Annotated in this window: 19 protein-coding genes; 11 read left to right on the forward strand and 8 right to left on the reverse strand. The window is 62.0% G+C overall.

The features are described 5' to 3' along the window. Positions 1 to 103: 103 nt before the first annotated feature. Positions 104 to 1,198, reverse strand: a complete 1,095-nt coding sequence (locus tag AB4Z53_RS02155; RefSeq protein WP_113536380.1) for a polyamine ABC transporter substrate-binding protein — start codon at positions 1,196 to 1,198, stop codon at positions 104 to 106. Between the two features lie 82 nt (positions 1,199 to 1,280). Here AB4Z53_RS02155 and AB4Z53_RS02160 point away from each other — a divergent pair, with 82 nt between their 5' ends. Together AB4Z53_RS02160 and AB4Z53_RS02165 are read left to right on the forward strand one after the other, a co-directional pair. Further along, entirely contained in the window at positions 1,281 to 1,475 is a 195-nt protein-coding gene (locus AB4Z53_RS02160) for a hypothetical protein (RefSeq protein ID WP_441594429.1), read from the forward strand. 55 nt (positions 1,476 to 1,530) lie between these two features. Next, positions 1,531 to 2,514: a fatty acid desaturase family protein gene (locus tag AB4Z53_RS02165; RefSeq protein WP_441594431.1), complete on the forward strand. Its 984-nt coding sequence runs from the start codon at positions 1,531 to 1,533 to the stop codon at positions 2,512 to 2,514. Here the strand turns inward: AB4Z53_RS02165 and AB4Z53_RS02170 are convergent. After that, positions 2,508 to 3,917, reverse strand: a complete 1,410-nt coding sequence (locus AB4Z53_RS02170; protein ID WP_441594433.1) for a helix-turn-helix domain-containing protein — start codon at positions 3,915 to 3,917, stop codon at positions 2,508 to 2,510. The genes AB4Z53_RS02165 and AB4Z53_RS02170 overlap by 7 nt on opposite strands. A gap of 228 nt (positions 3,918 to 4,145) precedes the next feature. Here AB4Z53_RS02170 and aceA point away from each other — a divergent pair, with 228 nt between their 5' ends. The 3 genes from aceA to AB4Z53_RS02185 all read left to right on the forward strand — a co-directional run bounded on the left by aceA (position 4,146) and on the right by AB4Z53_RS02185 (position 7,186). Continuing rightward, positions 4,146 to 5,435, forward strand: coding sequence for an isocitrate lyase (aceA, locus tag AB4Z53_RS02175; protein WP_113536383.1), 1,290 nt, complete (start codon positions 4,146 to 4,148; stop codon positions 5,433 to 5,435). 120 nt (positions 5,436 to 5,555) lie between these two features. Next, a complete protein-coding gene (locus AB4Z53_RS02180) occupies positions 5,556 to 5,795 on the forward strand; it encodes an SMc00767 family acetate metabolism repressor (RefSeq protein ID WP_034800815.1) in 240 nt (79 codons plus the stop codon). Between the two features lie 281 nt (positions 5,796 to 6,076). Beyond that, positions 6,077 to 7,186: a helix-turn-helix transcriptional regulator gene (locus tag AB4Z53_RS02185; protein WP_441594435.1), complete on the forward strand. Its 1,110-nt coding sequence runs from the start codon at positions 6,077 to 6,079 to the stop codon at positions 7,184 to 7,186. 60 nt (positions 7,187 to 7,246) lie between these two features. Here AB4Z53_RS02185 and AB4Z53_RS02190 read toward each other — a convergent pair whose 3' ends face one another. Further along, positions 7,247 to 8,116 (reverse strand): LysR family transcriptional regulator, encoded by an 870-nt coding sequence (locus AB4Z53_RS02190; RefSeq protein WP_441594437.1) that lies wholly within the window; start codon positions 8,114 to 8,116, stop codon positions 7,247 to 7,249. A 26-nt stretch (positions 8,117 to 8,142) separates the two neighbouring features. Here AB4Z53_RS02190 and AB4Z53_RS02195 point away from each other — a divergent pair, with 26 nt between their 5' ends. Further along, a complete protein-coding gene (locus AB4Z53_RS02195; protein ID WP_441594439.1) occupies positions 8,143 to 8,409 on the forward strand; it encodes a hypothetical protein in 267 nt (88 codons plus the stop codon). A 96-nt stretch (positions 8,410 to 8,505) separates the two neighbouring features. Here AB4Z53_RS02195 and AB4Z53_RS02200 read toward each other — a convergent pair whose 3' ends face one another. From AB4Z53_RS02200 to AB4Z53_RS02210, 3 genes are all read right to left on the reverse strand, one after another. Continuing rightward, complete coding sequence (locus tag AB4Z53_RS02200; protein ID WP_441594440.1) at positions 8,506 to 11,028, reverse strand: methyl-accepting chemotaxis protein; 2,523 nt, start codon at positions 11,026 to 11,028, stop codon at positions 8,506 to 8,508. Between the two features lie 354 nt (positions 11,029 to 11,382). Then, positions 11,383 to 11,529: a hypothetical protein gene (locus AB4Z53_RS02205; protein WP_441594442.1), complete on the reverse strand. Its 147-nt coding sequence runs from the start codon at positions 11,527 to 11,529 to the stop codon at positions 11,383 to 11,385. A gap of 235 nt (positions 11,530 to 11,764) precedes the next feature. Next, the gene (locus AB4Z53_RS02210; RefSeq protein WP_441594444.1) at positions 11,765 to 12,949 is read right to left on the reverse strand and encodes an NAD(P)/FAD-dependent oxidoreductase; all 1,185 of its coding nucleotides are present in this window, start codon (positions 12,947 to 12,949) and stop codon (positions 11,765 to 11,767) included. Positions 12,950 to 13,073: 124 nt separating this feature from the next. Here AB4Z53_RS02210 and AB4Z53_RS02215 point away from each other — a divergent pair, with 124 nt between their 5' ends. The 5 genes from AB4Z53_RS02215 to edd all read left to right on the forward strand — a co-directional run bounded on the left by AB4Z53_RS02215 (position 13,074) and on the right by edd (position 20,220). Continuing rightward, positions 13,074 to 14,510, forward strand: coding sequence for a glutamine synthetase family protein (locus AB4Z53_RS02215; RefSeq protein ID WP_113536389.1), 1,437 nt, complete (start codon positions 13,074 to 13,076; stop codon positions 14,508 to 14,510). Between the two features lie 15 nt (positions 14,511 to 14,525). Continuing rightward, positions 14,526 to 15,812, forward strand: coding sequence for an NAD(P)/FAD-dependent oxidoreductase (locus tag AB4Z53_RS02220; protein ID WP_113536390.1), 1,287 nt, complete (start codon positions 14,526 to 14,528; stop codon positions 15,810 to 15,812). Positions 15,813 to 16,021: 209 nt separating this feature from the next. Further along, positions 16,022 to 17,497, forward strand: coding sequence for a glucose-6-phosphate dehydrogenase (gene zwf, locus AB4Z53_RS02225; RefSeq protein WP_113536391.1), 1,476 nt, complete (start codon positions 16,022 to 16,024; stop codon positions 17,495 to 17,497). 8 nt (positions 17,498 to 17,505) lie between these two features. After that, entirely contained in the window at positions 17,506 to 18,204 is a 699-nt protein-coding gene (pgl, locus tag AB4Z53_RS02230) for a 6-phosphogluconolactonase (protein ID WP_441594446.1), read from the forward strand. A 195-nt stretch (positions 18,205 to 18,399) separates the two neighbouring features. After that, positions 18,400 to 20,220, forward strand: a complete 1,821-nt coding sequence (gene edd, locus AB4Z53_RS02235; RefSeq protein WP_441594448.1) for a phosphogluconate dehydratase — start codon at positions 18,400 to 18,402, stop codon at positions 20,218 to 20,220. A gap of 93 nt (positions 20,221 to 20,313) precedes the next feature. Here edd and AB4Z53_RS02240 read toward each other — a convergent pair whose 3' ends face one another. Continuing rightward, positions 20,314 to 20,679, reverse strand: a complete 366-nt coding sequence (locus tag AB4Z53_RS02240) for a GFA family protein (protein ID WP_441594450.1) — start codon at positions 20,677 to 20,679, stop codon at positions 20,314 to 20,316. A gap of 78 nt (positions 20,680 to 20,757) precedes the next feature. Beyond that, on the reverse strand, positions 20,758 to 21,168 hold the full coding sequence (locus tag AB4Z53_RS02245; protein WP_113536395.1) for a hypothetical protein: 411 nt from the start codon (positions 21,166 to 21,168) through the stop codon (positions 20,758 to 20,760). Positions 21,169 to 21,254: the final 86 nt, after the last annotated feature.

Below are 21,254 nucleotides of genomic sequence, written 5' to 3' on the forward strand. Positions count from 1 at the left end.
ATCTATCCCCGAATGATACAGCCGATGGGCACTCTCGTTTTCCCCGGTGCCCCCTTAAGAAAATTGCCCGGATTTTGAGGTCCGGGCAATTCGTTTTCCGCTCTTACTGGCCGGTTACGACCTTTGTCCAGAGTCGGGTCAATACCCTCTGTTCTTTCGCCTCGAAGGGCGTCACCGTGAACAGTTTCTGCATCACCTCGTCCGACGGATAAATGGCGCTGTCTTCCAGAACGGCCTTGTCGAGGAACTGCTGCGAGGCCTTGTTGCCGTTAGCATAGAAGACATAGTTCGATGCCTTGGCCACGACTTCGGGCTTCATCATGTAGTTGAGGAACGCATGGGCTTCCTCGACGTGCGGTGCGTCAGCAGGGATCGCAAGCATGTCGAACCACATCTGCGCGCCCTGCGAGGGGATCGCGTAGTCGACGGTCACACCGGCCTTTGCTTCGGCCGCACGGTCGCGGGCCTGGAAGACGTCGCCGGAGAAGCCGATTGCGAGGCAGATGTCGCCGTTGGCGAGCGCGTTGATGTATTCCGAGGAATGGAACTTGCGCACATAGGGACGGATGCTCGCCAGCAGCTCAGCCGCCTTTTCCAAATCGGCAGCCTCGTGGCTATCCGGGTTGAGGCCGAGATAAGCGAGCGCCGAAGGCATGACGTCGGTCGGGGAATCGAGGATGTGGATGCCGCAATCCTTGAACTTCGCCGCCAGTTCCGGCTTGAAGATGACGTCCCAGTTGGGCTTCTCGTCGGTGCCGAGGATCGCCTTCATCTTGTCGACATTGTAGCCGATGCCGGTGGTGCCCCACATGTAGTCGATGGCATAGTCGTTGCCCGGATCGTACTTGGCCGTACGATCCATGATCACATCCCACATATTGGAAAGGTTCGGCAGCTTCGACTTGTCGAGCTTCTGGAACACGCCGGCAGCGATCTGCCGCTGCAGGAAGGTCGCCGTCGGCACGACGACGTCGTAGCCCGAACCGCCCGCGAGCAGCTTCGTCTCCAGGATCTCGTTGGAATCGAAGACGTCGTAGACGACCTTGATGCCCGTCTCCTTGGTGAAGTCTTCCAGAATACTGCTGTCGATGTAATCCGACCAGTTGTAGACGTTGACCACGCGCTCCTGCGCCGAGGCCAGCATGGTCGAACCGGCCAGGACGGCTGCCGCCAGGGTTGTGACGATGAGCTTGGACATACAACTCCCCTTTTGATTTTTCATATCGGGCCCGGCATGCCGGGCACCGTCTATCCGCTTCGCTCAGGCCGCGAGGTTAGGCATGTTTCTCGATAACCTCAAGCGCTTTCGTGCCAATAAAAGGCGCCGTCGCATCGGCCAACGATTTTCACAAGTCAAGGAAAATCGGGTACTTATGGCGAAGCGCCGCACCCCTCATCAAACCGGGCGGCAGCGTCCACCGCAGTTAACCATGTCCATGCTCGACATGTACGGACCGACGTTTACAATTGATTAACCATAACCGCCGTGCGATTTTCGCTCCGGTTGTGCATCAAGGTACGGATATAGCGATGGGCGAGAAGATCATTGGCGAAAAGGCCATGGGCGGGCGGCGCCGCAGGATCGACCCCAAGGAATTGAAACGCCTTTCCGTGCTCGAACCGCGAAAGGCGCTGAGCGCAATCGCTTTCAATTGGGCGATGATTGCAACGGCAATCGCCGTCAGCGAATATGCCGGCAATCCGCTTGTCTACCTGATCGCCGTGGTGCTGATAGCCGGACGCATGCACGCGCTCGGCTGCATGATCCACGAGGCGGCGCATTATCGCATCATCCGCAACCGTAAACTCAGCGACTGGATGAGCGATCTCCTGCTCGCCTGGCCGGTGCTTGCGACCGTCGACGGCTATCGCCAGAACCATCTCGCCCATCATCAACACGCCAATACCGACGCGGATCCGGACTGGACGGCAAAGCTCGGCATGCCGCAATTCACCTTCCCGCAGAAGCTTGTGCGCGGCGTCGCCCAGTTGCTTGGCTATCTCGTCGCGGTCAACTCGCTGCGCGACATGCTGCATATGGCCAAGCGCATGGGAAAGAACGACCGCTCGACGCTTCAATACAAGGTGCTGCGCATCGGCTTCTATGTGGCCGCGGCGGCGATCTTCACGCTGCTCGGTATCTGGCGGGAAGTGGCGCTCTACTGGGTGGTGCCGTTCCTTACGTTCTTCTGCCTGTTTCTCTATATACGCAGCGTCGCCGAACACTTCGGCAACATGGACTACAGCGACGAATTGACGAGCTCACGCACGGTCTATCCGCATGCCTGGGAGAAGCTGTTCTTTGCCCCCCACAACATCAACTACCACCTCGAGCACCATCTCTATCCCGGTGTGCCCTTCTACAATCTGCCCGAATTGCACGCGATCCTGATGCGCGACAGGGCCTATGCGGACAAGGCGCACATTACCCGGGGCTACACGACCGGACTGCCAGCGGAATGCTTCGCGCCGAACGCACCGTTACTGCCGAACCAGCATCCCGTCAGCTACTGAAAATCAAAGACACTGAGGCCGGTCGCCATCTCATCGAGCCCGAGCGGCCGCGTGACCGGCGGCTCGGCACGCGCGAGGCAGCCCTGCCGCTCGCAGAGCCGACAGGCAGCACCAATTGCGACCGCAGGCGGCAGCGCCGAACCGTAGACGACCTCGTCGGCGAAGGATGCTTCGCAACCGAGAAGCAGGGCCGTGCGCCGGACCCGCTCCTGGAATGCCGCCTGTGGGCCGTCCAACGTGCGTGCCACCGTCAGAAACGCAGCGCCATCGGGCATTTCGACACGATCGACCAGAACCTGCCCGGGCACCGAGAATGCGGCATGGATATTGAGCTTCGGACAGCCGCCGCCGAATTTCGCCTGCGGGAAGCCTGATGCACCGGCCCGCCGCAGGCGGTGGCCGGCATTGTCGATCTCCATCAGGAAGAACGGCACGCCCTGCGCTCCGGGGCGCTGCAGCATGGTCAGCCGGTTGGCGGCCTGCTCGAAGGAGACCTGAAAGCGGGCGCGCAACATATCGACATCATATTTCGCGCGCTGCGCCGCGGCGAGGAAGGCGGCATAGGGCATCATCAGCGCATGCGCGCCATAGCGCGCAAGCTCGAAGCGAGCGATACGGCGCGCCTCCGCAGTCGAGAAACGCAAGGGCTCGAGTTCCGCGATGATCGCGTCGTGGCAGGCGATCGATACCGCCTCCATGGCGATCTCGCGCAACTGGTCATAGGGCGACAGCCGTTCGGAGATGAAAAGGCGCATGGAATGGCGGTCAAAGCGCCGGCGCAGGTTGGGCATCGCATGCACCGGCAGGCTGCGCACCACCAGGCCATGCTCCTTCTTCAACCAAGTCTTCAGAGCGCCCACAAGGTCATCGCCAGGCGACAGCGCCTCATGGAAGGCTTCTGCTGCCGCCTCGATTGCAGCAAAATGATTGGGCCGGGTTTCGAATGTCTCGCGCACCTCGTCCATCGGCAGCCGCGTGCCCGAAAGCGCCTCCATGTGCCCCTGCCCCGCCAGGAGATCGGCGAGGTCCTTGAGGCGAGCCGCCTGCTCGCGATAGGCGCGGTAGAGCTTGACGACACCGCCGGCGGCATTGGGGGCGGCTTCCGCCACCTCGATCAGTTCCTGCTCTCCCGGCAGCTCCGCCGAGAGAAGCGGATCGGCGAAAACCTCGCGCAACTGCGCGAGGCTGCCGCCGGTTTCCCCCTGCAACTCGTCGAGATCGACCTTGTAGACCGAGGCGAGTTTCAAAAGCAGCTGCACCGTCAAGGGCCGCTGATTGCGCTCGATCAGATTGAGGTAGGACGGCGAGATCCCGAGCGCATCGGCCATGGCCGTCTGTGTCAGCGACAGGCCATTGCGGATACGCCTGACCCGCGGCCCGGCAAAGATCTTGTTTTCGGCCATTTGTAATTACCTTTACAATCTCTGCCGCACAGCATGATTTACACTTTTTACAAATTTACTTCGCACTTCTGTCAAAGGCAAGACAAGATAACCCTTTTGGTCTCACCATTTCTCTGTTTCCATTAGCCGAATGTCGCAGCGCAATGTAAAAACTGTCACATGAACTCGAAACGAAAAGCACCGAACGACAAAAGTCGAATGGATGCCCGGTTTTGACGGGAGAATGTAATGACTGATTTTTACAAGCTTGTTCCGAGCGCGCCGCATGGCCGCTTCGATGGCATCGAACGCCCCTATGGTGCAGAGGCCGTGAAGCGGCTGCGCGGGTCGGTCGAGATCCGCCATTCGCTGGCCGAAATGGGCGCGAACCGCTTGTGGAAGCTCATTCACGAGGATGACTTCGTCAACGCTCTCGGCGCGCTCTCGGGCAACCAAGCCATGCAGATGGTCCGCGCCGGCCTGAAGGCGATCTATCTATCCGGCTGGCAGGTTGCTGCCGACGCCAACACCGCTTCGGCCATGTATCCGGACCAGTCGCTCTATCCGGCCAATGCCGCACCCGAGCTTGCCAAGCGCATCAACCGCACGCTGCAGCGCGCCGACCAGATCGAGACCTCCGAAGGCAACGGCCTTTCGGTCGACACTTGGTTCGCGCCGATCGTCGCCGATGCCGAAGCCGGCTTCGGCGGTCCGCTCAATGCCTTCGAGATCATGAAGGCTTTCATCGAAGCGGGTGCCGCGGGTGTCCATTACGAGGACCAGCTCGCATCGGAAAAGAAGTGCGGTCACCTCGGCGGCAAGGTTCTGATCCCGACGGCGGCCCATATCCGCAACCTGAATGCGGCGCGGCTCGCTGCCGACGTTATGGGCACACCGACGCTGGTCATCGCCCGAACCGACGCGGAAGCGGCCAAGCTCTTGACCTCCGACATCGATGAGCGCGACCGTCCCTTCGTTGATTACGATGCCGGCCGCACGGTCGAAGGCTTCTACCAGGTGAAGAACGGGCTCGAGCCCTGCATCGCCCGCGCGGTGGCCTATGCGCCCCATTGCGACCTGATCTGGTGCGAAACATCGAAGCCGGACCTAGTGCAGGCCCGCAAGTTTGCCGAGGGCGTGCACAAGGTGCATCCGGGCAAGCTGCTCGCCTACAACTGCTCGCCGTCGTTCAATTGGAAGAAGAACCTCGACGACGCAACGATCGCCAAGTTCCAGCGGGAGCTGGGCGCGATGGGCTACAAGTTCCAGTTCATCACGCTTGCCGGCTTCCATCAGCTGAACTTCGGCATGTTCGAGCTGGCGCGCGACTACAAGGCGCGGCAGATGGCCGCCTATTCGGAGCTGCAGGAGGCGGAGTTCGCAGCCGAGGCCAACGGCTACACCGCCACCAAGCACCAGCGTGAGGTGGGCACCGGCTACTTCGACGCCGTTTCGATGGCGATCACCGGCGGCCAATCCTCGACGACCGCCATGAAAGAATCGACCGAGCACGATCAGTTCCGCCCGGCCGCAGAGTGAAAGCCCGGCGGGAGCGCGGCAATCCCTGCCCGCTGCGCTCCTGCCGATCCCCAGAAATTGGGGCGGGATGCGGACGGAACCCGCATCCCATTCCAGCCTCGAACCTCAAGGAGAAGTCCAATGACAGTCCAGACACGCGTCAAGGAACGGGCCGAGGAGCAGTCTTCGGCAATGACCCCGGACCAGCAGGCTGCGATCCGCATGGTCGCCAACGACCTGCACCGCCTCAACCAGTCCGTCATGAAAGCCGTCGACGCCGGCGTATCGGTCGAGCTCGTTCGCTCGGCTCGCCATCACGGCGGCGAAGGCAACTGGGGCGATCTTCTGATCCCCGTCATCGTTACTCAGGGCCGGCCGTGATGCTGATCGCGATGATGCTTGCGATGGCCCTGCTTTCGTCAATTTCATTTCAGCCGCTGGCCGCAATGAGAGCGACGAAAGCAATTTCAGGTTGATTTTTACGTCTATCAAAGCGACGATATGACGTTGCACGAGATCGGAATGGCCGGCGAGAATGCCGGCCATTCATGGTTGTAACACTGAATCGTGATTCAACGCTTGCCTTTGAACTGCCATTTCAAGTTGATCGGTCGGCTTGCAGCGGGTTACATTAGCCTAGCCTATGTTAGCTAGGGGCAAGCATGTATCGATCGACGAAAGCTGCCGATACGGCCGAACTGACGGAGCTGATCTACGGCGCCGCCTTTGGCGACTGCAGCTGGCAGGACTTTCTCGACCGGCTGACGACGACCATGCCAGACGGGCGCTCGGCGCTGCACTACCACGATCTGACATCGCCAGCCGCCTGCGTGCCCTACGTCTCCGGCTTTACCCCTGATGCCATCGACCAGTTCAACAACCACTTCGCGGCGATCAACCCGTGGATTCCGAAGTCGGTGCTCGTACCAGTGGGGCGGGGCCTTTCCGGCGAACACATCGTCTCACGCACGGACCTCATCAAATCCGAGTTCTACAATGATTGGCTGAAGAGCCAGACCGGCTGCGAGACCACCGTGGGCGTGACGATCGTGCGCAGCCCGACCCGCACATTGCTGGTATCGACCTGTACGTCGTCGACGGACGAACAGGTCAACCAGCAGGCAGCCGATCAATACACCCTGCTTGCTCCCCATCTGAAGCGCGCCTTCGACTTCCTGCGGCGGCGCGACCTGATGATGGCCGAACAGCATGAGGGCCGGACGCTGCTCGATACGATCGGCGTCGGCGTCATCTATGTCGGCGACAATCTCCGCATCCGTTCGATGAACGACAACGCCGAACAGATGGCGGCCAAGGGCTCTCCGTTTCGCGTCACGCTCAGCGGGCGCCTGTTCATGGACGAACCGGAAACCAATGCGGCGCTAGAGCTGCTAGCCTCACCGGTCGGCGCCCCGGCGCAGCCGCAGGTTCGCATCGTCACGACCGCGGAGGATGGCGCTTTCCGGATCACCCTGGTCCGGCGAAGCGCCAACATCTTTACCGAACTTCTGGATGGCCCCACGGTCGCGGTGCTGATCGAGCCGGCGACGTCGCTCGTTTGCGACCAACGCCTCGACCATCTGAAGGACAGCTACGGCCTCACGCCGGCCGAAATCCGCATCGCCTCCGGCGTCGCCGCCGGCCTGACGCTGAAGGAAATGTCGCATGCCAACGGCGTCAGCTACGAGACGATCCGCACCCAGCTGAAAAGCATCTATGCCAAGACCCGGGTCAATTCCCAGGCGGCCCTCGTCAAACTCCTGATGCGTTGAGCAAACGCGCAGATCCAATGCTAATCACGCGGCCTGGATGCCGGCCGACTGCACACCTGTTCAGCCGCGACGCGGTCGTTTTCCGGCAAAGACGTCGGCATGGCTGCGCAACAGCTTCGTCATGCGGTCGACCACCGTGCGGATTTCCCTTCGGTGCCGGTCTTCGTTGTTCATCACGATCCATTGCCGGTGCCGTAGCGCCGGGATCTCCTCACCGGCCCGTTCCAGCATCGGGTCGAGATCACCGACGAAACAGGGCAGCACGGCGCAACCGGCGCCGGCGCGGGCGAGATCCAAAAGCGAGCGCGGCCGCGTGATCGTCGCGACGATCCGGCCATCCGCCTGCTGGTGCGGCCAGCGAAGATAGGACGAAATCGCTTCCTCTTCGCCCACGGCCACCCACCGGGAGCTGACAGCCGACGGCGCGTTCTTCTGGCGGTAGGCGGCATAGGCGACGTCGCCGACCGGGCTCGCCGCCAGATAGGTCTCCTCGGGCTCGAATGCGCGGATGCCGATGTCGGTCTCGCGATAGGCAAGGCTGGCGCGCGTCTCGCCGACGGTTATCGCGAGGCTGAAGCCGTCCCTCTCGGTGCAGAGCGCCGGGAAGTTCTCGGCAAGCAGCCAGGCGATCCAGGTACCGACGGTGATGCGGACGGTCGCGCCTTCACCCTCGCGCCGCCAGCTCTCGACCCGGCGCGCGGCGGCTTCCATCTCCTGGAGCTGCTCGAAAAGAAGCTCGCCATCGCCCGTGAGCTGGTAGCCGGTCTGGCTGCGCAGGAACAGCGCACGACCCGTCCGCTCCTCGAGTTCCAGCATCCGCCGCCCGACAGTGGCCGGGCTCGAGCCGAGCGTCTGCGCCGCTCCGGTCAAGCCGCCCGTGCGCGCCACGCTCATGAAACAGCGGTAGATATCCCAATCCAGGTTTTTCATGGCTGAAAAACATAGGCCGTTATCCGGTGTATGTAAAACTGCTTTTGATGCATAAAAGAGGTGATGCCCACCACATGAGGAGCATCACGATGGAAATGATGGCAATGGTCTATATCGCCGACATGGCCCTGAAAAACAGGCGTTGGGACGAAGACTTCGATCCGAAGCCGCCGGGATATTTTCGGCGCCTGTTCAACGCCTTGACCGCCAGGATCGCAGAGCGACGCATGAGGCGCGTCGGCGCTGAAAAAAAGAGCACCGCGGAGCCCTGCGGCCACGCGGTGCAATGTTAGCCCCTGCCGTTGTTATGTCGCACGGCGATTCCGGTTTGCCGTGCCTTCGCCGGAAGACGGAACGTCCGCCGTCAGCGAATTCGATAGCCGGTCGCCTCAGGCGGCCCGGTAGTTGTATTCGTCTGCTTCCGGCTCCAGGCGGAACTGCTCGACAAGCATCATCAGCGTGTCCGCCTGGTGCGCGAGCGACCGGCTCGTCGCCGTCGCTTCCTCGACCATGGATGCGTTCTGCTGTGTCATCTGGTCCATCTGGTTGACCGAGCCGTTGACCTCGTTCAAGGCCACGGCCTGATCGCGGCTTGCCGTCGCGATCATCTCGACGTGCTGGCTGACGGTGACGATCTGCGCGCTGATCGATGCCAGCACTTCGCCCGTTTCCTTGACCAGGTGCGAACCCGCATTGACCTCGGTCGTCGACTTATTGATGAGGCCCTTGATTTCGCGCGCGGCCTCTGCCGAACGCTGTGCCAGTTCACGCACTTCCTGGGCGACAACGGCAAAACCCTTACCCGCTTCACCCGCACGCGCCGCCTCGATGCCGGCGTTCAGCGCCAGGAGGTTCGTCTGGAAGGCGATGTCGTCGATCACCTCGATGATCTGCTCGATCTGGCGCGAGGCGTCCTCGATGCGTCCCATGGCGGCGATTGCGTTGGTGACGACGGTGGCCGAACTGTCGGCGCTGCGCTTCGTCTGGATCACAGCATGGTTGGCTTCTCCGGCGCGTTCGGCCGACGAGCGAACGGTCACGGTGATCTGGTCGACGGCGGCGGCGGTTTCTTCGAGCGATGCGGCTTGCGCTTCGGTCCGCTTCGACAGCGAGTCCGCGGCATGGTGCATGCTGGAGCCGCTTTCCTGGATCGCCTGCGCATTGGCACGGATCTGCGAGAGCGTATCCTGCAGGCGGATCAGCGAGCCGTTGAAGTCTTCGCGCAACTGTTCGAGACGTCCGTGGAAGGGAACCTCGATCTGGCGCGAGAGGTCGCCCTGCGCCAGGCGACCGAGGCCGGCCGCAAGCTCGCTGACGGCCAGATCGATCTGGCGATCGAGTTCGCGCTTTTCCTGGTCGTTGCGGCTGCGCTCCATATCGGCGCGTGTCCGCTGCTCTTCGCTCTCGGCCTCGATGCGCACCTTGGAAAGCGCGTTCTCCTTGAACACGCCGAGCGCACGCGCCATGTCGCCGATTTCGTCGCGACGGGCATCGCCGTCGATTGCGGTGTCGAGGCGACCATCTGCGAGGCGACGCATGGCAGCGGTGATCTGGCCGATCGGCTTCTTCAGCGTCAGCGTCAGCGCAATGCCGGCCAGCAGCGCGATGACGACGCCGGCGACGGTTGCAGCGACCGAGATCTGATTTGCTTCCTGGCGCTCCGTTCCCGCAGCCACCTTCTGCTGCTCGGCAAAGCCGGTGAGATCGCCCCAGATCTGGTCGATCGACTGGCCGGCGGCGTCGAAGTCCGAGGTGCGCTTAACGGTGATTTCGACGAGTGCTGCGGCATCCTTCTTCATCGCCGTCAGGATCGGCATCAGCGTATCGGCAATCTTGTCGAAGGAAGCGCCATCGCTGGCAACGCCACGCAGCGTCGCCATGTTCTGCTGAACGGCAAGTGACTTGTCGAGCAGCTTCTGGCGGTTCTCTTCGTTCGTCTGCCCCATGAAGGTCGCAGCGGAGATCTGGATGTCCGTGATCGACGCGGCGAGCCGGCGGGTTGCGGTCAACACCGATTCCGTCGTGACGATCTGCTCGTCGAGCTCGGCGAAAATGCGCGTCGCATCACGCATCTTGCCGACCGATGCTGCCTCCAGGCGGAAGCTCGCGGTGCGGAAACGGTCGACGTACTTGGAGATACCGGCAAGCGTTTCCGGACCGGCCGGCGCCTTTAGCAGCGAGCCGATCTCGCTCGAGGCCGAGGTGATCGTTTCGGTGAGCGACTTCTCGTCCTTCGGCAAAAGGCGGAAGATGTCGCGCTCGGTGCGGCCGATCATCGGGAAACGTTCCTTGACGGCCTTCAGCTTGTCGTCGACGGTGATCGCCTTGCTGACTTCGGTGCCGAATTCACTGAAGAAGCGGCTGGCGCGCATCAGCTTCTCGGCTTCGCGCAGCATGGTCTTGGCGGCGTTTTCGTTCTTCCGCACGGCGTATTGCAGCCGGTTCGATTCCTCGTTGATCTTGGAGCGCTCGATCAGCAGTGCGTCGAGATTCGCAGCCATCGCGGCGCGCAGCTCCTGTTCACCGACATGCAGCTTCCAGAGGCCGTCAATACGCGCCTCGATGTCGTTTGTCGCGGCGATTGCGGCCGTCAGCTCGTCCTGGCCGCTCTGGCCGGCGACCTGCGCGGCCGTCGCGGCAAGCACATCCTTCTGGGCCGAAATCTTCGACTGGACCGCTTGCCTGGTTTCCTCGGTCGTCGAATGCAGGAAGGCGTTCATGCCCGCATAGACATCCTTGAAGCCGCTCAATGTCTGCAGCACGCTGTTGGAAATCTCCATGCGGCCCTGAAGCAGGCCGGATGCATAGAGGCCGGTGATACCGACGGCACAGATGCTGACGACGAAAGGCAGGATGAAAAAGAGCACCTTCGTCTGGATCTTGAAACGGGCAAGAATTCTATCAATGAACATTGAAAACACCTTGGCTCGCAGCTCGCATTCGCCTCCCCCGACGGCTCGAGACGTCTGCGCGTTCCACGACAGGGCGTGAAGGCGCGAACGATCGAGAGCCACCCGATGCGCAAACAGGCTGATGTTTTTCGGAAAATCATACGGCGCACGCCGCAAGTCCGTCGGCAATCATTGCGGATCCGCGCCACCCCTCCAGGCAGCGCGAACCTGACGAAACTCACATCGTCGTACTATTCAATTTGAACGATTAAAAATTATATAAGCGCAATCGCCTGCGGCGGAAAATCCGAAGGGGCGCGGGGGCGGCTTACGCTGCGCCCCATGGAACCGGCCGCTAGGGCCGGTCGCCGGTGATCAGAACCAAAGGGCCGGAATGGTTGCGAGCGCGGCTACGGCGAAGAAGGCGATCAGTGCGAGGCGCGTGACAGCGGCCTTCTGCTGACGGCTTTCGTCGGTGCGGGCAATCGCGATGGCGCGGGAACGGCGGCGTGGTTCGTTCATGGCATCCTGTCCTTGTCACATCGACCAGCAACCATCGGCCCGGATGAACCGGCTTGCCAGTCACACACATATTGCAGCCATGCCGTGGCGGAGGAAAGTCAAAAAATAGGAAACAGTGTTATTTCCGTTTATGTGACAATCCGATCTCACCAACCGCCGGCTGTGCCGACGAAAATAAAGGTTTGATCAGATCCGTTAACAATTGCTGAAGCGCGACCCACCAAAAGCAGGGAGATCAGGCGTCCAGCCCGGCAGCAAAGCCCGATGCCCAGGCCCATTGGAAATTGTAGCCGCCAAGCCACCCGGTCACATCGACGCATTCGCCGATGAAGTAGAGGCCCGGCACCGCCTTCGCCTGCATCGTCTTGGAATCGAGCCCATTGGTGTCGACGCCGCCGAGCGTGACTTCGGCCGTGCGATAGCCCTCCGATCCGGCTGGCTTGATCGTCCAGGCCTGGATCGAGGCCGCAAGCTGATTGAGCGTCTTGTCCGAGAGGTCGGCCAGCTGACGGCCGGTGAGCTTCGTGCCATCGGCGAAGAACTGTGCGAGCCGGCGTGGCAGGATGTCACCAAGCGCCGTCTGCGCCGCCTGCTTGCCGTGGGTGCGACGGATCTCTTTCAGGATCGCGGCGATGTCGACGTCCGGCATCAGCCGCAACTCGATCTCCTGTCCTTCGCGCCAATAGGAGGAGATCTGAAGGATCGCCGGGCCGCTTAGACCTCGGTGGGTAATCAGCACCGCTTCGCGAAACGCCGTCTTGCCGAACCGGGCTTCGGCATCAGCTGCGACGCCCGCCAGTCCCCCGATCGTTTCGAGTTGCGCCGGATCAAGCGTCAACGGCACAAGGCCCGGCCGCGTTTCGACCGTGGCCAGACCGAACTGCTCGGCGATCCGGTAGGCGAGCCCGGTCGCACCCATCTTCGGGATCGACTTGCCGCCGCTGGCGATGACGAGCGACTGCGCATCGATCGGCCCCTCATCGGTCATGATCCGGAAGCCCGCACCGTGACGCTCGACGCTCTCGATCGAGGTTTCCAGCCGCAGTTCGGCATGGACCTCGCGCATTTCAGAAAGCAGCATCTTGATGATGTCCTTGGCCGAATGGTCGCAGAAGAGCTGGCCAAGCGTCTTTTCGTGCCAGGCGATGCCGTGCTTTTCGATCAGTGCGAGAAAATCGCGCGGGGTGTAACGCGCCAGCGCCGACTTGCAGAAATGCGGGTTGGCCGACAGGAAGTTCTTCGGCCCCGCATGGATATTGGTGAAGTTGCAGCGGCCGCCGCCGGAAATGCGGATCTTCTCGCCCGGCGCCTTGGCATGATCGAGCACAGCCACACGGCGCCCACGCTTACCCGCCTCAATGGCGCACATCATGCCCGCGGCACCGGCGCCGATGATGACCACATCCTTCTTGTCAGCCACGAAACACCCCAGCTCTTTTGTCCTTCCTTCCCGGTGGCGGAGACGAAAGTCAATGACGAAGCCCATCTAGCCAATTGCCAATCTACGGTTATGATGCGTCATCCGAAGCCAAAACCGGTGATTTATGCCCTCGAAGAGAAGTGCCGCCCAACAAACAACGAAAACCAGCAAATCCTCGAAAATCCCCCCCGCCCTGCATTCCCTCCGCGGCGTGAGCACCTGGAAGGAAGCCACGGACTGGCTCAAGATCCGCGGCATCGAAGACATCGAATGCATCACGCCAGACCTTGCCGGCGTTCCGCGCGGCAAGATGATGCCGACCTCGAAATTCACGTCCAACACGTCGCTAGCTCTGCCTTCGGCCGTCTACCGCCACACGATTTCGGGCGAATACCCTGATGAAACCGGGCAGTTCCGCTACGATTCCCGTGACAGCGACATCAAGCTCGTGCCCGACCTCTCGACCCTTTCGGTCGTGCCCTGGGAAACCGACCCGACGGCGCAGGTGATCTGCGACATCGTCGGTTCGCAGGGCGAACAGATCAGCTACACTCCGCGCAACGTTTTGAAACGCGTGGTCGAGCTTTATCGCCAGAAGGGCTGGAAGCCGGTGGTGGCACCGGAAATCGAGTTCTATCTCGTCGCCCAGAACGACGACCCGGACTACCCGCTGCACCCGCCGAAGGGCCGTTCCGGCCGCTCCATCCTTGGCGGTCAGGGCTATTCGATCGCCGGCATCAACGAGTTCGACGAACTGATCGACGACATCTACCACTTCTCCGAGAAGCAGGGGCTGGAGATCGACACGCTGATCCACGAGGAGGGTCCGGCCCAGCTTGAGATCAACCTTCGCCACGGCGACCCGATCGAGCTTGCCGACCAGGTCTTCCTGTTCAAGCGGACGATCCGCGAAGCGGCGCTGAAACACGGCATCTATGCCACCTTCATGGCAAAGCCGATGCAGGGCCAGCCGGGTTCGGCGATGCACATCCACCAGTCGGTGGTCGAGATCAACACAGGCCGCAACCTGTTCTCGAACCCTGACGGCTCGGCATCGAAGGAGTTCTTCCACTTCATCGGCGGGATGCAGCACTACGTGCCGCGCACGCTCGTGATGATGGCCCCCTATGTGAACTCCTATCGCCGGCTCACGCCCGACATGTCGGCGCCGGTGAATACCGCCTGGGGCTACGATAACCGCACCACGGCGTTCCGCATTCCGGTATCGGAGCCGATCGCCCGGCGTATCGAGAACCGGCTGCCGAGCTCGGACGCAAACCCCTATCTGGCGCTCGCGGCCTCACTTGCCTGCGGCTATCTCGGCATCATCGAGCAGCGGGAGCCGACGGCACCGACCGAGGATACGGCGAACGAGGGCGAGATCCTCCTGCCCCGTGGCCTGCTCGAGGCCGTATCGCTCCTGGAATCGGCGCCGTCGCTCGCCGAAGTGCTGAGCCCGGAGTTCATCGCCATCTATGCCGGCGTCAAACGTGGCGAGTTCGAGACCTTCATGCAGGTCATCAGTCCCTGGGAACGCGAATTCCTGCTTCTCAACGTCTGACCTCAGAGGTTTCCCATGCCCTGGCAAAGCCCGATCTCGCCCGGTTACTCCTGGTATGAGGCAACGGTTCCGGATCGGCCGGAATATCCCGCCATGCCGGGATCGCGGAAAGCCAATGTCGCGATCATCGGCGGCGGCTATACGGGGCTACAGGCTGCCTGGAACCTGGCACGGCAGGGCGTCGACGTTACCTTGATCGACGCCTGCCGCTTCGGCGACGGTGCCTCTGGCCGCAATGGCGGCCAGTTCGGCACCGGGCAACGCGCCTGGGCGGACGAGACGGAAGAAAGCCTCGGCCACGAACGGGCGCAGGCGCTTTTCGACATGGCCGAGAATGCCAAGCGCTACGTGCTCGATTTCGCCAGCGCGCACCAGATCGACATCGAGTTCGTGCCGGGCCAACTCTCGGTCGGCCACAAGAAAAGCCTCGAAAAAGACTATCGCGACCATGCGGAAGCAATGGCGGCACGCTTCGGCTATCCGCATCTTTCCTTCATGGATCGCGAGGAAACCGCGAGCCGACTCGGGTCCAGCCACTACCATTTCGGCATCCGCGATGCCGGTACCGGCCATATCCACCCGATGAAACTTTTGGTGGGCCTTGCAAGACAGGCGGCGCTCGCCGGCGCCAATCTTTTCGAGCAGACGAAGGCCCTGAAGATTGACCGCCAGAGCGGCGCAATCGTGATCACCACCGATCGCGGCACGATTATTGCCGACCGGGTGCTCGTCGCCTGCAACGCCTATATTGGCAATCTGGAGCCGGTAAGTGCCAGCCACGTCATGCCGATCCGCTCCTTCATCGGCGCAACGAAAGCTCTTGGCGACTATCCGAACGTCATACCCGGCGGCGAATCGGTCGACGATTCGCGCTTCGTCGTACGATACTTCCGCAAATCACGGGATGGGCGGCTGCTCTTCGGCGGACGCGAGGCCTATACCGCCGACAACCCGCTCGATATCTCGAGCCACATCCGCCGGCAGATCAGCGAGATCTATCCGGAGCTTGCCAATATCGAAATCACCCATGCCTGGGGCGGCTCCGTCGGCATCACCATGCCGCGCACGCCCTTCTGTCGCGAGGTCATGCCCGGCGTCACCTCGATCGGCGGCTATTCCGGCCACGGCGTGATGCTCTCCAACTATTGCGGCAAGCTCTATGCCGATCTGGCGCTCGGCAAGGACACCGAGCTCGACCTGCTGAAAGCCCTGAAAATCCCGGCTTTCCCGGGCGGCACGCGGTTCCGCTCCGCCCTTCTCTTCTTCGCGCTTAGCTGGTACGCATTACGCGACAGGTTCTGAAAAACGCTTGCGGCTGCATTTTATTGCGCCGCACTTTAGATCACGATGGTTTTGGGTCGGCTCGACCCAAAATCATAAACGTGATCGATAGTTAGAAGATAGTGCGGGATGCGGGCGGAAAACCGCGCGCACTTTTCCTCATCCCGCACTAGCGCCTTTAAATCGATTAGATTATATGTGCCCCTGACCTGAACAGATCGAGATATCCCATGAGCAGCCAGATCATCCCCGTCGAACCATTTGACTATGTGGTGTTCGGGGGCACCGGCGATCTTGCGGAGCGCAAGCTGTTGCCGGCGCTCTATCACCGCCAGTTGGAAGGCCAGATCACCGAGCCGACGCGCATCATCGGCGCCTCGCGCGCGGCACTCAGCCATGAGGACTATCGCAAGTTTGCCGTCGATGCACTGAAGGAGCATCTGAAGGCAGACGAATACAAGGAAGAGGAAGTCGCGAAGTTCGCCGCACGCCTGTTCTACGTATCGGTCGACGCTAAGTCGGATCAGGGCTGGGACGCACTGAAGAAGATCCTCGAAGAAGGCAAGGAGCGCATCCGCGCCTTCTACCTCGCGGTCGGCCCGGCAATCTTCGGCGACATTTCCGAACGCATCCGCGATCACAAGCTGATCACCAAGAACACCCGCATCGTCGTCGAAAAGCCGATCGGCCGCGACCTCGCCTCGGCGACCGAGCTCAACGACACGATCGGCAAGGTCTTCCGCGAAGAGCAGATCTTCCGCATCGACCACTATCTCGGCAAGGAGACGGTGCAGAACCTGATGGCGCTGCGCTTCGCCAATGCGCTTTACGAGCCGCTGTGGAATTCCGCCCATATCGACCACGTGCAGATCACCGTGTCGGAAGCCGTCGGCCTCGAAAACCGTGCCGGCTACTATGACAAGGCCGGTGCGCTGCGCGACATGGTGCAGAACCACATCCTGCAGCTCGTCTGCTTCGTCGCCATGGAAGCGCCGACGTCCATGGACGCCGAAGCGGTTCGCGACGAGAAGCTCAAGGTTCTGCGCGCGCTGAAGCCGATCACCTCGTCGAATGTCGAGCAGGTGACGGTGCGCGGGCAATATCGGGCCGGCGCCTCGGCTGGCGGTCCGGTCAAGGGCTACCTCGAAGAACTCGAAGGCGGCGTCTCGAACACCGAGACTTTCGTGGCGATCAAGGCTGAGGTCAGCAACTGGCGCTGGGCCGGCGTGCCCTTCTACATTCGCACCGGCAAGCGCCTTGCCGGCCGCATGTCGGAAATCGTCATCACCTTCAAGCAGATCCCGCACTCGATCTTCGACAACAATGCCGGCCGCATTTCGGCCAACCAGCTGGTCATCCGGCTGCAGCCGAACGAAGGCGTCAAGCAGTCGCTGATGATCAAGGACCCTGGCCCGGGCGGCATGCGCTTGCGCAACGTCTCGCTCGACATGAGTTTTGCCGAGGCTTTTGCCGTGCGCAATGCCGACGCCTATGAGCGGCTGCTGTTCGATGTCGTGCGCAACAACCAGACGCTGTTCGTGCGCCGTGACGAAGTCGAGGCGGCATGGAAGTGGGTCGATCCGATCCTGAAGGCCTGGGAGGAAACCGGGCAGCAGGTCCAGGGCTACACCGCCGGCACCTGGGGCCCGAGCCAGTCGATCGCGCTGATCGAGCGCGACGGCCGCACTTGGAACGATGCGATATAGGTGCGCCGATGACCTCTAAGCTTCATACCTTCGAGAATGGTACGGCACTGGCGGAAGGCCTTGCCGATGCCGTGAGCCAGGCGCTGACCGCCGGCATCGCCACGCGCGGTTCCGCGAGTATCGCCGTCTCGGGCGGCTCCACCCCCAAGGCCTTCTTCCAGGCGCTTTCCAAGAAGGACATCGCCTGGGACAAGGTGAACGTGACGCTCGTCGACGAACGTTTCGTACCGCCGGAAAGCGACCGCTCGAACCATGGCCTGGTTGCCGCCAACCTGCTCCAGGACAAGGCCGCAGCAGCGACGTTCATACCCCTCTATCATGCGGCTCCGTCCGCTGACGCTGCGGCAGAAGCAGCAAGCCGCGAAACCGCCAAGATCGGCGCACCGTTCGATGTCGCCATTCTCGGCATGGGAACGGACGGGCATACCGCGTCGTTCTTCCCGGGTGGATCACAACTCGCGCGCGCCATCGATCCGGCAACGCCGCGCGGCGTAATCACCATGGAAGCGGAAGGGGCCGGCGAACCCCGCCTGACCTTCACCTTTGCCAGCCTTCAGGATGCGCACCTGCTGGTGCTGCACATCGAAGGCGAAGGCAAGAAGACAGTTCTCGCCAAGGCGAAAGAAGCCGGCGACGAGAAGGATATGCCGATCCGCGCCATGCTGCGCCGTGCCGTATCACCGGTGCAGATTTACTGGGCGCCCTAGATCGGGACGATGCTGGGTCGAACCGGCCCCGCATGACCTTTAGAGACACGATCAGCCGGTGGCGCGCTGCCACCGGATCGGAAACGTGTTTCGAAAACAGCCGGGACGCGACGCGCGCTCTCCCAAGCTCGCCGCGTTCCGGACCGATGACTGGATGAAGATGAGGAGTCTCGATACTCCGGAACAGGATTTGTCATGTCCGCCGATTCCCGCATTGCCGCGATCACCGCACGTATCGTCGAGCGCTCGAAACCGCACCGCGAACCCTATCTCGACCGCGTCCGCCGCGCGGCTTCAAGCGGCCCGCACCGCAGCGTGCTCGGTTGCGGCAACCTCGCGCACGGATTTGCCGTCTGTTCCCCCGCCGAGAAGGTGGCGCTGGCGGGCGACCGCGTGCCCAACCTTGGCATCATTACCTCCTACAATGACATGCTTTCGGCCCATCAACCGTTCGAGACCTATCCGGCGCTGATCCGCGAGGCGGCACGCGCCGCAGGCGGCGTTGCGCAGGTTGCAGGTGGCGTGCCGGCCATGTGCGACGGTGTCACGCAGGGCCAGCCCGGCATGGAGCTTTCGCTCTTTTCACGCGACCTGATCGCCATGGCCGCCGGTGTCGGCCTGTCGCACAACATGTTCGATTCCACCGTCTATCTCGGCGTCTGCGACAAGATCGTGCCGGGCCTCGTCATCGCGGCGCTGACCTTCGGCCATCTGCCGGCCGTCTTCGTGCCCGCCGGCCCGATGACCTCGGGTCTACCGAACGACGAGAAGGCGCGGGTGCGCCAGCTCTTCGCCGAAGGCAAGGTCGGCCGCGACGAGCTCCTGGAGGCGGAGTCCAAGTCCTACCACGGCCCCGGCACCTGCACCTTCTACGGCACCGCCAACTCCAACCAGATGCTGATGGAGATCATGGGCTTCCACATGCCCGGTGCCTCCTTCGTCAATCCGGGCACGCCGCTGCGCGACGCGCTCACGAAGGAAGCCGCCAAGCGGGCGCTCGCGATCACCGCCATGGGCAACGAATTCACGCCGGCAGGCGAAATGATCGACGAGCGCTCGATCGTCAACGGTGTCGTCGGTCTGCATGCGACAGGCGGCTCGACCAATCACACCATGCACCTCGTCGCCATGGCGCGCGCTGCCGGCATCGTTCTCACCTGGCAGGATATTTCCGAGCTCTCCGATATCGTGCCGCTGCTCGCGCGCGTCTATCCGAACGGGCTTGCCGATGTGAACCACTTCCACGCCGCCGGCGGCATGGGCTTCCTGATCAGCCAATTGCTTCGCGGCGGCCTGCTGCACGACGATGTGCGCACTGTCGTCGGCCAAGGGCTCGACGCCTACAAGATCGACGTTCGCCTCGGCGCCGATGGTAACGTCGAACGCGTGCCGACGCCGAAGGAAAGCGCCGATCCGAAGGTGCTCGCGACCATCGACCAACCGTTCCAGCATACCGGTGGCCTGAAGATGTTGACCGGTAATCTCGGCAAGGCGGTCATCAAGATCTCCGCCGTCAAGCCGGACCGTCACGTCATCGAGGCGCCGGCCAAGATCTTCCACGATCAGRCCGAGCTCAATGCCGCGTTCAAGGCCGGCAAGCTCGAAGGCGATTTCGTCGCCGTCGTGCGCTTCCAGGGCCCGAAGGCGAACGGCATGCCCGAGTTGCACAAGCTGACGACCGTGCTCGGCATCCTCCAGGATCGCGGTCAGCGCGTCGCCATCCTGACGGACGGCCGCATGTCGGGCGCCTCGGGCAAGGTGCCTGCGGCGATCCACGTGACGCCGGAAGCCAAGGACGGCGGCCCGATCGCTCGCATCCAGGAAGGCGACATCGTCCGCATCGACGCGACAGCCGGAACGATCGAAGTCCTGGTCGAAGACATCGCGCTCAAGACACGCGTGCCGGCGCACGCGGATCTGTCGGACAACGAGTTCGGCATGGGGCGCGAGCTTTTCGCTCCGTTCCGAGCGATTGCCGGCGCTGCCGATCACGGCGCCAGCGTCCTCTTCCACTAAAAAGCCAAGAGCGCCGGTTCCTGAGAGAACGGCGCTCTTTTCGTCGCCGAATGTTCACTTCCGGGTGGCGGCTGCTCTGCGGCATCGACACGCTCACGGCAGGGGGCCGGGAAACATATCGTTGCGGCCGTCATAGCGTTCAATCTCAAGCGCAAAGACATCGGCGTTCTCGATGCAGCGTGCATTGATGGAAATCCTGTTGTCCGGATAGCCGCTGCGCATGATCGGCGTCGAGCAGGTCGGGCAAAAGTGGTGCCCCTCGTTAAGCCCGCGCCAGATGTAACTCGACAGGCGGCGCTTCTCGGTCAGCAGCGTCACCTTGGCTGCATCCACCTTCCAGCGCAGGAAACCGGAGCGCCGGCAGATCGAGCAATTGCAGTCGACAAGGCCTCTCAGCTCCTCGTCGACTTCGATGGCGATATCACCGCAATGGCAGGAAAGCCGATAGGGTTGCTGCATGGGTGTGGTCCGAATCCGTTGCGGAAACCACAACCTTCCATTGAACCGTGCACGCCGGTCAAGACCTGAGCGTACTGGTTAACGGTAGATGTCGAGCGTGCGGTTCCGGTGGTTCGGGTGGGTGCTGTAGACGAAGATGCGATTGAGATCGCGGTCGGTCAGCAGACGGAGAAAGCGGGCTTCGACGACATTGTTGGCGTGCACCCGCTTCAGCAGGCAGCCAACCATCTGGATGCGGGCGCTCGGGATATCCAGATAGAAATTCTGCGGCAGCTGGTATTGGGTCAGGATTCCGAGGACTGCGCCGCTCTTGGAGAGCTTGAGGATTTCGCAGCGGCGAGAACTCAGCTGCGTCATGCCCTTTTCGGTGTATTCGATGCGCGCTTCGTTCCGGGTGTCCTCCATCGGAAAGCTCGCTTCCCGATCGTACATGAAGGACTCTTCCTTGTTCAGGAAGTGCTGGTGCATCACAGGCGCCGCGCCTCTCATCGATATGCCTTTCTTATCCCCTTTTGAGACAGATTAGCGGCAGAGATTTAACAGAGGGTTTGATCGGCCGGTTGCATTGAAAAAAC

The sequence above is a fragment of the Ensifer sp. 2TAB8 genome (assembly GCF_052115125.1).
Classification (GTDB): domain Bacteria; phylum Pseudomonadota; class Alphaproteobacteria; order Rhizobiales; family Rhizobiaceae; genus Ensifer.